Annotated in this window: 11 protein-coding genes and 1 pseudogene; 6 read left to right on the top strand and 6 right to left on the bottom strand. The window is 42.6% G+C overall.

What is annotated here, in order from left to right; genetic code table 11:
• Positions 1 to 47 precede the first annotated feature (47 nt).
• From glpA to glpC, 3 genes are read left to right on the top strand one after another with little or no spacing between them, the layout of a single operon-like run.
• The gene (glpA, locus tag PSE60_RS01520) at positions 48 to 1,703 is read left to right on the top strand and encodes an anaerobic glycerol-3-phosphate dehydrogenase subunit A (protein ID WP_272664377.1); all 1,656 of its coding nucleotides are present in this window, start codon (positions 48 to 50) and stop codon (positions 1,701 to 1,703) included.
• The gene (gene glpB, locus PSE60_RS01515) at positions 1,693 to 2,988 is read left to right on the top strand and encodes a glycerol-3-phosphate dehydrogenase subunit GlpB (protein WP_272664376.1); all 1,296 of its coding nucleotides are present in this window, start codon (positions 1,693 to 1,695) and stop codon (positions 2,986 to 2,988) included. The genes glpA and glpB overlap by 11 nt, the downstream gene beginning before the upstream one ends.
• The gene (gene glpC, locus PSE60_RS01510) at positions 2,985 to 4,178 is read left to right on the top strand and encodes an anaerobic glycerol-3-phosphate dehydrogenase subunit GlpC (protein WP_272664375.1); all 1,194 of its coding nucleotides are present in this window, start codon (positions 2,985 to 2,987) and stop codon (positions 4,176 to 4,178) included. Before glpB ends, glpC begins: the two co-directional genes overlap by 4 nt.
• A gap of 92 nt (positions 4,179 to 4,270) precedes the next feature.
• On the opposite strand, the gene PSE60_RS01505 is transcribed toward glpC, so the two are convergent.
• Positions 4,271 to 4,939: a 7-cyano-7-deazaguanine/7-aminomethyl-7-deazaguanine transporter gene (locus tag PSE60_RS01505; protein WP_272664374.1), complete on the bottom strand. Its 669-nt coding sequence runs from the start codon at positions 4,937 to 4,939 to the stop codon at positions 4,271 to 4,273.
• A 168-nt stretch (positions 4,940 to 5,107) separates the two neighbouring features.
• Between PSE60_RS01505 and tusA the strand changes: the two genes are divergently transcribed.
• The gene (gene tusA / locus PSE60_RS01500; protein ID WP_004258596.1) at positions 5,108 to 5,356 is read left to right on the top strand and encodes a sulfurtransferase TusA; all 249 of its coding nucleotides are present in this window, start codon (positions 5,108 to 5,110) and stop codon (positions 5,354 to 5,356) included.
• Between the two features lie 55 nt (positions 5,357 to 5,411).
• Here the strand turns inward: tusA and PSE60_RS01495 are convergent, their stop codons facing one another.
• The 3 genes from PSE60_RS01495 to PSE60_RS01485 form a co-directional block, all read right to left on the bottom strand.
• Positions 5,412 to 6,386 carry an Rpn family recombination-promoting nuclease/putative transposase gene (locus tag PSE60_RS01495; RefSeq protein WP_272664373.1) on the bottom strand — a complete coding sequence of 325 codons (975 nt, stop codon included), beginning with the start codon at positions 6,384 to 6,386 and terminating at the stop codon, positions 5,412 to 5,414.
• Positions 6,387 to 6,584: 198 nt separating this feature from the next.
• Positions 6,585 to 8,978 carry a zinc/cadmium/mercury/lead-transporting ATPase gene (locus PSE60_RS01490; RefSeq protein ID WP_272664372.1) on the bottom strand — a complete coding sequence of 798 codons (2,394 nt, stop codon included), beginning with the start codon at positions 8,976 to 8,978 and terminating at the stop codon, positions 6,585 to 6,587.
• Between the two features lie 159 nt (positions 8,979 to 9,137).
• Positions 9,138 to 9,767, bottom strand: coding sequence for a lysoplasmalogenase (locus PSE60_RS01485; protein ID WP_272664371.1), 630 nt, complete (start codon positions 9,765 to 9,767; stop codon positions 9,138 to 9,140).
• Positions 9,768 to 9,888: 121 nt separating this feature from the next.
• On the opposite strand from PSE60_RS01485, the gene PSE60_RS01480 reads away from it, so the two are divergent.
• Entirely contained in the window at positions 9,889 to 10,242 is a 354-nt protein-coding gene (locus PSE60_RS01480) for a DUF2500 domain-containing protein (RefSeq protein WP_272664370.1), read from the top strand.
• A gap of 5 nt (positions 10,243 to 10,247) precedes the next feature.
• Here the strand turns inward: PSE60_RS01480 and PSE60_RS01475 are convergent, their stop codons facing one another.
• Entirely contained in the window at positions 10,248 to 10,544 is a 297-nt protein-coding gene (locus tag PSE60_RS01475; protein WP_004908141.1) for a DUF1145 family protein, read from the bottom strand.
• A gap of 10 nt (positions 10,545 to 10,554) precedes the next feature.
• Entirely contained in the window at positions 10,555 to 11,136 is a 582-nt protein-coding gene (gene rsmD / locus PSE60_RS01470; RefSeq protein ID WP_210838010.1) for a 16S rRNA (guanine(966)-N(2))-methyltransferase, read from the bottom strand.
• A 276-nt stretch (positions 11,137 to 11,412) separates the two neighbouring features.
• Here rsmD and PSE60_RS01465 point away from each other — a divergent pair.
• A pseudogene (locus PSE60_RS01465) lies at positions 11,413 to 11,938 on the top strand (signal recognition particle-docking protein FtsY); the annotation flags it as partial.

The raw sequence follows: 11,938 nt of genomic DNA, 5'->3' as shown, positions 1-11,938 counted from the left end.
CTATACTTATCTATTATAGAAACGTTTATTAATGTGAGGAATGCGACATGAATGGCTCATCTGTGACTGAAACGGATGTCATCATTATTGGTGGTGGCGCAACAGGTGCAGGGGTCGCTCGTGACTGCGCTCGCCGAGGTCTAAGAACCGTTTTGCTCGAAAGGCATGATATTGCGACTGGAGCGACTGGGCGTAACCATGGATTACTTCACAGTGGCGCGCGTTATGCAGTCACAGATGGAGAATCTGCCAGAGAATGTATAGAAGAGAACAAGATTTTAAAGCGTATCGCGCATCACTGTATTGAGCGAACAGATGGTTTGTTTATTACCCTCCCCGAAGACAGCTTAGAGTATCAGCAACAATTCATTACGGCTTGCCAAGCTGCAGGTATTGATGCAACGGCGATTGACCCTAAAGAGGCGATTCGCCTTGAACCTTCCGTTAACCCTCATCTCATAGGTGCGGTTCGTGTTCCTGATGGCACGGTTGACCCATTTCGTTTGACAGCGGCAAATATGTTAGATGCCAGAGAGCATGGCGCGAAAGTGTTAACTTATCACGAAGTCATTGGTTTGATTCGGGATGGAGATACGGTACGTGGCGTGACGGTTTATGATCACCATGCCAAGAAACAGTATGATATTTATGCAGAAATTGTTGTTAATGCTGGTGGGATTTGGGGACAAAAAATCGCAGAGTATGGCGAATTAAAAATTAAAATGTTCCCTGCAAAAGGCGCACTATTAATTTTAGGCCACCGCTTGAATAACATGGTGATAAACCGCTGCCGTAAACCTGCAGATGCCGATATTTTGGTTCCCGGCGATACTATTTCCCTGATTGGCACCACGTCGACTCATATTGAATATGATCAAATTGATAATATGTATGTCACCCCTGAAGAGGTGGATATTCTTATTCGCGAAGGTTCAATGCTATCTCCTGCACTTGCGACAACGCGCATTTTACGTGCATATGCAGGCGTTCGACCATTAGTTGCCAGTGATGATGACCCATCAGGGCGTAATGTGAGCCGCGGTATTGTGTTGTTAGACCACGCTAAACGTGATGGCTTAGAAGGTTTCATCACCATTACGGGTGGCAAGTTGATGACTTATCGCCTGATGGCGGAATGGGCTACAGATAAAGTTTGCGAAAAACTGGGCCACAGCGCCAAATGTACAACCGCAGAAGCGCCGTTACCAGGCTCGCAGCACAGTGCAGAAGAAGCCTTACGTAATGTTGTTTCTATTCCAGCCCCTATTCGTGGTTCAGCGGTTTACCGTCATGGTGACAGAGCTTCTGCCATTCTCAGTACGGATAGGCTCGATAAAAGTTTAGTCTGTGAGTGTGAAGCCGTTACTGCTGGTGAAGTACGTTATGCTGTTAATTCATTGACGGTCAATAACTTGCTTGATTTAAGGCGCCGTACCCGAGTGGGTATGGGAACTTGCCAAGGTGAATTATGTGCTTGCAGGGCTGCGGGCTTACTCAATCGTTTTAATGTCACAACGCCTCATGAAACAGAGCAACAACTTGGCCACTTCCTGAATGAGCGATGGAAAGGTGTACGTCCAATTGCTTGGGGGGATGCACTGCGTGAAAGTGAATTTACCAGTTGGGTATATCATGGATTATGTGGCATGAACGAAGCGACACTAGGTAAGGATGCACAGAAGGAGGCTGATAATGAAATATGATGCTGTGGTAATGGGCGGCGGCCTAGCAGGGTTACTTTGTGGTATTCGTTTAACACAATCAGGCCTGTCTTGTGCAATTGTTAGCGCTGGGCAAAATGCGCTGCATTTTTCTTCAGGTTCATTAGATTTGCTCACACATTTACCGGATGGGCAAGTTGCCGAAAAACCATTAGAAATGCTTGATGCGTTAAAGGAACAGTCGCCAGCTCACCCTTATAGTTTAATTGGAAAATCGCAAGTTACTGAGCTAGCGCATATGGCACAGTCAATATTGCAGCAAGCAGGAGTCCATTTAAAAGGCGCTTGTGAAGAAAATCATTATCGCATTACACCTTTAGGCCATAAGCGCATGACGTGGCTCAGTCCTGAGTCTGTCCCAACGGTGGGCTTACATCAAAAAATGGCAATGGGAAAAATTGCGGTTGTTGGTATCGAAGGGTTTTTAGATTTCCAACCACAAATGGTGGCGGATGAACTACAACGTGATGGGATAGAAGCCAGTTCTCATTATGTTCATTTACCTTTACTTGACCGTTTGAGAGAAAACCCGAGTGAATTTAGGGCAATTAATGTCGCTCGTTGGTTGGATAGGCCGGAGAATATGGCGCAAATGGTTGAAGAAATTCTTCCGTTAGTTGCTGATGCTGACACTATATTCATGCCTGCTTGTGTAGGACTTGATAGTGATGAGCCATTAATTGAGTTACAAAAACGGTTAGGCAAGCCCTTATTCTTGCTGCCGACGTTACCGCCATCATTATTAGGTATTCGCTTACATGAGTTGCTACTGCGTCAATTTCGTCGCCAAGGCGGTATTGTGATGCCGGGTGATAAAGTCACTTCAGTGAATTGTTTCGATGGGGTAATTGACTCGGTACAAACTCGCAATCATGGTGATATCTCTTTAAAAGCTAAGCATTTCGTTCTGGCGACAGGGAGTTTTTTCAATAATGGGTTGGTAGCCGAATTTGACCGTATCTATGAGCCTTTGATGCAATTGGATCTGTGTGAAATTTCAGAACGTGCAAAATGGACCAATAAAGAGTTTTTCGCTTCCCAGCCTTATATGGCTTTTGGCGTGAAAACCGATGAAAAACTGCGGGCACAAAAGGGAGGGAAAGCGATTTCTAATCTTTATGTGGCAGGTGCCGTATTAGGTGGTTTTGACCCCCTTACTCAAGGCTGTGGCGCGGGCGTATCAATGATTAGCGCATTATATGCAGCGAATCAAATAATCAATGAAATGAGTAAAAATAAAGCGATGCAGGCGGAGGTGGCGCAATGAGTATTCAAGATGCAAGCTTTGAAAGCTGTATTAAATGCACGGTGTGTACCACTTATTGCCCTGTCGCAAAAGTTAATCCATTGTACCCGGGGCCAAAACAAGCAGGGCCAGATGGTGAGCGTTTACGTTTAAAAGACCCCATGTTATATGACGAAGCACTTAAATATTGTACAAATTGTAAGCGTTGTGAAGTGGCTTGTCCGTCGGATGTAAAAATTGGCGATATCATTGCTCGCGCTCGCAATACTTATAGCCAACAGAAGCCTAAAATTCGTGATGCAATTCTTAGCCATACAGATTTAATGGGCTCGCTATCAACGCCTTTTGCACCCGTGGTGAATACCATTACAGGGCTAAAACCTGTACGTCAAATCCTTGATAAAGCATTGAAAATAGACCATCGCCGTGAATTACCTAAATATTCGTTTGGGACTTTCCGCCGCTGGTACGCAAAACAAGCTGCGGAACAAGCTAAATTTGAAGAGCAAGTTGCGTTCTTCCATGGTTGTTATGTAAATTACAACCACCCTCAATTAGGTAAGGACTTAATTAAAGTCTTTAATGGCATGAATATTGGCGTTCAGCTACTTAAGCGTGAAAAATGTTGTGGCGTGGCGTTAATTGCCAATGGCTTTATGAAACAGGCGAAGCGTCAAGCGAATGTTAATTTAGAGTCCTTGCAAGAAACTATCCTTGAAAAACATATACCCGTTGTTGCAACGTCATCAACGTGTACGTTTACCATCCGTGATGAATATACACATGTACTCGATGTCGATACTTCTGCGATGAGGGATAACATCGAACTCGCAACGCGTTATATTTATCGTTTACTTGAAGAAGGGCGCGAGCTCAAGCTGAAACATACGCCTTTAAAAGTGGCCTACCATACACCATGCCATATGGAAAAAATGGGTTGGACTTCCTATACGTTAGAGTTAATTAAGCGTGTACCGGGCGTGGAGTTGATTGTGCTGGATTCACAATGTTGTGGTATCGCTGGTACATATGGTTTCAAAAAAGAAAATTATGAAGTTTCTCAAGGGATTGGGGCTGGATTATTCCGCCAAATCGAAGAAAGTGGCGCTGATATGGTGATTACAGACTGTGAAACCTGTAAGTGGCAGATTGAGATGTCGACAAGTAAGAAGTGTGAGCACCCGATTTCACTCCTAGCAAAAGCTTTGTGATCTGCTACTTATCGAATTGTAGGGTTGTTATTCTTTGTTTTAGCTCAGTTAAATTCATTTGGAGATAGCATTTAGCTATCTCCTTTTTTTGTTTAGTGCTGGTTGACTAACTGTTTTTTATCTGAGTTTGCAAAGAAATGCTTCAAGATAAAATTCAAAAGCACACCATAAGCAGGCAAGAAAAACAGCATGCAAATAAGTAGCTTGAAAACATAGTCAACTAATGCAATTTCGACCCAGTTTGCGGCCATGAATGGGTCGCTACTACGGAAAAATGCGATAAAGAAGAATGCGATAGTATCAATTAAGTTACCAAAGAACATGGCACAGGCAGGTGCCACATACCAACGCGCATTTTGGCGTAACTTATTGAATACACTGACATCTAATATTTGACCAAGTACATAAGCCATAAAGCTTGCCGCGGCGATACGCGCAACGAATAGGTTGAACTCAGATAAAGCGGTAAAACCTTGCCATTCACCTTGGAAAAATAACGCTGAAATAACATAGGATATTAATAGTGCGGGCAGCATAACGGCGGTGATGATCCGGCGTGCAAGCGGTGCGCCATAAATACGGACAGTTAGATCTGTTGCAAGGAAAATAAATGGAAAAGTAAAAGCACCCCAAGTGGTATGGAAGCCAAAAATATTAATTGGCAACTGCACGAGGTAGTTACTAGAGGTAATGATTAAAATATGAAATAACGAAAGCCAAATTAACGCAGTGGCTTTTTGCTGCGCAGTAAAATTAAACATATTGTACCTTTTTAGTCACAATGGGGTGAGGGAACCCATGAAATACATCCCAGCATTTGGGAACAGCACATCATACGCTCGTTGCGCAACAAAAGCAAAACTGTTCATTTATCAATGAGCATTTTATTATATAATCAGTCTATTGATTCCTTTTAAAAGTGTTTTTTAATGTCTGATTTATTTGCTAATCCAACGAAAACCCTTGATACGCTAGGGTTACGATGCCCAGAGCCTGTGATGTTAGTGCGCAAAACAGTTCGTAATATGGCTGATGGGGAAACGTTGTTAATTATTGCTGATGACCCAGCAACCACACGGGATATCCCAGGTTTCTGTCGCTTTATGGAGCATGATTTATTAGCGGTAGAGGCTGACAATGCCCCGTATCGTTATTTGTTACGTAAAAAATCGAGCTAGCTGCCATTAGCTAATTTCATTTTGTGTGTTAATCCCTGCCAAGAGGTGGGGGCTATTATTGCAGGTTTAATATTTCCTTATAACTTAATCCAGTAAGCTGGCTGATAAGTTCAATACTTGTACCGAGTTGTAAACCTTTCAGTGCAACTTCATGTTGTTTTTTGTTTGCTCCGATATCTATGCCTTTATTTACTCCTATATCAATGCCTCTATTTACTCCTATATCAATGCCTCTATTTACTCCTATATCAATTCCCTCTTGTAATCCCTGATCTTTTAATCGTTGTGCGATGTTCATAATTGCCTCTTGGTTGTTTTCTAATTGAAATATAAGTTGATTGACCACTGTTTCAAAATGAGGTGAATCCATAGTAATAAATAGGTAGTTAAAAATAGTAATAACATCATCACTACGGTGGTAGTTTTTATTCATCGCTTCGGCTAACAGTTGCGTTACCTTCTCAATGTTATCCCTTAGGTCCCGATGTTTCATCGCCAGCTCCATCACTGCAACTTTGCGATGGTTTACGAGTTCATTATCATCAATGACAGTAATATCGACGAGCGGAAATGGCTGACTATACAAGTTTGATGCAATTTCTGGCCACGGAAAACAGTGTGTCCACGGCTTAGCATATGGATAAGGCGTTACCTTTCCATGATAAAATAAAACTGGCACAACCAGTGGTAAATCATGATGGCCTTGTTGTAAATGTTGATTCATGGCAAGGAACGAATAATGCATCATCCGCCAACCCATTAGCTTATCGGGTGTTGATTGGTGCTCAACTAACATATAAATATAACCTTCACCTTGCTGTGTCTCGACAGTGTAGAGCATATCCGAAAGACGAGTTCGTAGCTGGTTATCAATGAAAGAAGAATTTGTTATCGCTAATGTTTTGAAATCACATAATTGCTTAATATGGTCGGGCAAATGAATATCAAAAAAATCACGTGCATTATCAATTTTAGACATGAACCCTTTAAATGCAGCGTCATGTGGCGTTGAACTGTGATTTTTTACCATACCTAATACCCGCTAGTACCTTGCCAAAAGAGTGATTTTCAAAATGCATTTTAGCGGAATCTGGGGTTGATGGAGAAAAAGTTAGTCCTAATTCTTAAGTTGAAATTTAATTTAACATATTGTAATTAAAGTATTTATTGGAAAGGTTGTAAAAGAAAAAACGCCACTTATTGTGGCGTTTAAATCAGTTGATTAAAGTTATTTTTTAACTTGCGGTAATTTAACTCGCAGTAAACGTACCGCATTTGCTGTAACGAGTGCTGTTGCACCGGAGTCAGCAAGTACAGCGACCCAAAGCCCAGTAATTCCTAATAAACTGGTCACTAGAAATATCGCTTTTAACCCTAAGGAAATCGCAATATTTTCACGAATGATTTTTCGTGTTGCGCGAGATAGCGCAATAATTTCTGCGAGCCCAGTTAAACGGTTATGAGTTAACGCGGCATCGGCAGTCTCTAATGCCACATCCGTACCACTGCCCATGGCAACACCGATACTAGACGCTTTCATTGCTGGAGCATCATTAATGCCATCACCGACCATCATCGTGCTGTGGTTTCGGTTAAGCTCCATAACCGCAGTGACTTTATCTTCCGGTAATAACCCTGCGCGGTATTCCATGCCTAATTGGCCTGCAATAGCACTTGCTGCTCGAGGGTTATCACCTGTCAGCATCACGGCATTCACGTTGAGCGCTTTTAGCATGCTCATCGTATCCGCAGCATCTTTGCGCAATGTATCTTGCAGTGCGGTTAAACCAATCACGCGGTTATTTTCGAGTGTGACAACAACCGTTTTCCCTTCTGCTTCTAAGGTTTCTACTTTACTTTGCCACTCACTATTTAATGGCATATCAAGGCGGTTTGGTGCGCTAACAAGGATATGTTTGTTATTAAGGTATCCTTCAATTCCTTTTCCTGCCAGTGCCTTACGCTCTTGCGCTTCAGTGACAGTCAAAGAAAGTTCTTCCGCTTTATTAACTACTGCTTTAGCAAGTGGGTGGTGAGAGCCAACCTCAACAGATGCGGTGATTTGCACTAATTCACTTTCTGACAAGCCTTCAACAGGCACTAAGTTAGTGACATGGGGTTTACCTTCTGTCAGTGTGCCTGTTTTATCTAAAGCAATTGTGGTGACAGTGCCCAGCTGTTCAAGTGCTGCGCCACCTTTAATTAAGGCCCCGCGCCGTGTAGCAGTTGCTAACGCGGAGGTGATTGCTGCAGGGGTTGAAATCACTAATGCGCAAGGGCAACCAATCAATAACAGTGTTAACCCGCGATAAATCCATGTTTCCCATGGTGCGCTGAAGAAAATAGGTGGAATAACAATCACTAATGCGGAAATCAGCATGATGATTGGTGTGTATACACGGCTAAAGCGATCAATAAAACGTTCTATTGGTGCGCGACGTTCTTCTGCTTCTTCAATCAGCTGTAAAATGCGGTCAATCGCATTTTGCCCCTGTTCTGATACCACCTGCATTTGAACGGCTCTATCTACAGATAAGCAGCCTGCTGCCACTTTCTCTCCAACATTACGTTCGACAGGCACAGACTCCCCCGTTAAAGCACTCTCATCAAAGCTAGCAAAACCTGAAACTAACACAGCATCGGTAGGTAAACGCCCACCTGGTGCAATCTCAATAATGTCTCCTGGCCGTAATTGTGCAACGGGAATCGTCGTTTTTTGCCCATTTTTGATTAAAACGGCATCTTCTGGAACCAGTGCCATTAAGGCGCTAACACCTCGTCTGGCCCTCCCGGCTGAATAAGACTCCAACATTTCGCCTAACATAAACAGTAAGATAACCATTGCAGCTTCTTCTGTCGCTTGAATAAAGATTGCGCCTATTGCGGCAACCGTCATCAACGTTTCGATGGCAAAAGGTGAACCCGTTCGCATTAAGCGCAGTGATTTACGAGCAATCGGATATAACCCAAATAGGGTTGTCAAAATAAAGGCTATCTTACCGACTTGTGGGCTGAATGATTCAATTCCCCAGCTGATAGCCATCAAAATCGCTAATATAATAACGGGCTTAGCTTCGCTGAGTAAGCTTGGAGGGGGTGCAGCTGTCGCACTATTGCCACCGACTTCAAGTAATTCATAACCCGCAGTTTCAACGGTAGAGCGAACTGCCACACTAATATCGGTGTTGGCATCAACCACAAGTTTTTCTGTGGCAAATAATACTTTGGCTTGCTTTACTTCACTGATTTGCTTAACTGCAGTTTCGATTTTATTTGCGCAGCTTGGGCAATCCATACCACGGATTATCCAGCTAAAACGTTGACTCGCTGTTTGGGTTGGTTCAACTTCATTCGCGACATCAGGGGGTAAACCACAGCTATTACTATGCTGGTGGTTATGTTTTTCATGATGATTGTCATCCGCCACATGCTCATGGGAGGAATAGCCCCCTATAGCTTCTTCTTCATCATCAAGGTTTTTCTTCACAGCATTGTGCTCAGAAGTATGTGAGTCGTTACTCACTTTTTTGTCATTTTCAGCGATAGCCGATGAGCAAGTATTGTTACTAGAGCAACAAGAACTGCTATGTACATGATTTTCTTTATGAGAGTGTGAGTGCATAAGCGCCCCCTTATCAAGCAATGATCCGTTTTATCATTCATTGTTGATAAGTCTACACTCTGGAGTCTACTCCAGAGTCAAACCCAAAAGAGGGAGCCAATTGATAAAATTCTCAAATAGCACTTTTAGTCAATTGGCATAGTCTTATGTAGACGCTAATTACAAGTAGATTGCCCGCACAATAAAGAACTGCCCAAGGAAATAGAGAGCCGCAACAACGGCTTTTGAGGCTTTAAAAGGAATACGGAATCGAGCTATTAGCCAAACACAGTTAGAAAGAAATAGCAGAGACGCACCAACCATGATTGAAAAATTATATTCACGACCGAGACCAAAATATTGGTCACCAGCAACCCACGCCATAATCATACACATTATTAGTGATGCAAAAACAATGGATTGAAGATTATCAAGTTTGCCCCAAATAAATACTAAAGTAATGGCAGCGATAATCAGAGGGGCAGCTAGCCAAGGTAGATAGAGCCCGAAATTTAGCTGCATTCCAAAGCTGATGGTGTAAATCAAATAACTTAAGAACATCAATGCGACAGAAGCTAGTAAGTGCTCACTTGAAAGCATACGAGAAAGATCCGCAACAAGAGAAACTAGCAACCCAGCAAGAATGAGGTAGTTTTGCAGGTTAAGATCATCGGAACTCCACCCCCAAAGTAATAAAAGCAGCAGCGTGATCGGGCGAAATAACCAACGTTGCCACCCAGGTCCTCGATAGGCGGCATCGACATATAACCAACCAGAAAAGAGTACTGCGAGGAATGGCCAACTAATCATATACACATCCTTATATGTTCAATGAATGACACGGCAGTGATCTGGCAACTTAGAAACGTGTCCTGTTTAGTTAAATAAGATAAACTATCATGACGGACTTTTTAAGCAAAAAGCATACATTATGAACAAGCCCATATTATTGATCATTGTTTTAGCGGTCATTGCAGTTCTTGCCACTAAGCGTTTTTTTGACCAACGTAAGCAAAATGAAATTAATGATAATTCTTTGCCGGTGACTTATTTGGTCAAGGTGGATAATAAAAAGGATTACCCTTATCCTAACATGCGTTCTCGTGAACGAGATGTCGTTTCCCCTGAAACCTTCCGCTATGAAATTTATTTCAAAACACGCTCAAGCGGCGAAATTATCAAAACGATTGTGACAGAAGAACAATACCAAAGCGTTGTGTTAGGCAGTGAAGGAAAACTCACGATGCAAGGAACTCGGTTTATTCGTTTTGAGCCTGCATCATAAAGTTTTTACTGGTCTGATTGCCTTTTCTTTGCTTCTTCTAAAGCCGCTTTAGTTTTTTTCTGCATGGCTAGCATTTCGAATACGCCAAAAAAGAAAATGCGTAGTTGAACTAAACCAGAGATTTTTTCCCCTTTAGGAAGCGTTGCTTTCAGGAAAATAGTTTGCAGTGCATGCATAAATACCATGAACACCATTGCAATATCCATAAAATATTTCAATGGCTTAGGGAATGGATGGACGAGGTTAAAGACCATAAAACCCCAAACGCAAATCATGAGCAGGCGTCCAATATTGATAAACATGTTTTTGTCCCTAAAGTGAAGTTCGAATAAAAAGGCGATATGCGACTTGCCCAGCTATTTTTTCGCGATGAAGTTGCCAGTTAGCTGGAATGTCAGTAAGTGGTGACTCCGCTTCTGACTCAACGTATATCCAGCTTTCTTCAGCTAACCATTGATTTTTTTCTAACAATTGAATGGTTTCATTGAGTAGCCCTTTGCGAAATGGTGGGTCAATGAAAACGACATCAAAAGGTGTACCTGCTTGGCTTAAAAAATTTAGGCTATTGTGATTCACTACGGTTGCGTTGTCGGCTTGTAAGCGAGTTTTATTTTCAGTCAATAATTGTGCGTTTTGTTTATCGAGCTCAATAAAGGTGACTGTTTCTGCAAAACGAGAAAGGGCTTCAAAGCCTAGTGAGCCACTGCCTGCGAAGCAATCCAAGCAACGCGCATCTCGGATGATTGGCATCAACCAGTTAAATAATGTTTCTTTAATTCTGTCTGTAGTTGGGCGTAAGCCCTCACTATCACGAACTGGCAGCTTTCTTCCGCGCCATTTTCCACCGATAATACGAATTTGCCCTAAAGAGGGGGACTGTGGTTTTTTTGCCATAATGTTTATTGCTGCTTAACGGGTTTATGTACTTAAATTTGATTGTTACTATTGTATACCTGTCAGGCGATAAGTTGCAGTGTTGTTATCTCTGATTGGCCGTATTTCAATTATAGAGCTTCATTTTCACAGTTTTAACACGAAAATTCAGATTAAATTGGCAGGATTTTTCTTTCAGATATGTGTTGCTGAGCGATGAAATGGTAGACTGCATATAATTTTATTGCGATTTGATTATCGAGTGCCATATTTTTACCGCGAGGAGTGTAGTGGCAAATGGCTAAAGACAAGAAAAAAGGTTTTTTTTCATGGTTAGGGTTTGGGCGTAAAAATGAAGAAGAAACCCAGCAACAAGAAGTTCAACAGAATGATGTAGTTAACGACGTCGAAAACCAATCAACCCATGAAGCTGCAGTTGATGCGGCAACAGCCGAAGCGGAACGCCAACATCAAGCTGAGCAAGCTGCTATTAAAGCGGCAGAAGATGAAGCTCAGCGTCAGTATGAAGCACAACAAGCTGCGATTGATGCGGCAACAGAGCAAGCTGAACGCGAGAGGGAAACTAAGCTAGCAGAACTTCAAGCTGCCCAAGAGCGAGCGGAACAAGCACGCCAGGAAGCCGAAGAGAAAAAACTTGCGGAAGAAAAAGCCGAGCGCGAACGCCAAGAAGCTGAAGCAATGCGTCTCGCTGAAGAAGAAATGGCACGTCAGCGTCAAGTTGAGTTAGCCGCGATTCAAGCGGCAGAGGAAGCGGAAGAGCAGCGTCGCCAAGCCGAGTTAGCTGCAATTCAAGCTGCCGAAG

This window comes from Providencia sp. PROV174 (assembly GCF_028480685.1).
In the GTDB taxonomy this organism is placed as follows: Bacteria; Pseudomonadota; Gammaproteobacteria; order Enterobacterales; family Enterobacteriaceae; genus Providencia; species Providencia rettgeri.
The sequence above is the reverse complement of the archived record's forward strand: the minus strand, read 5'-3'. Positions and strand labels throughout refer to the sequence as shown.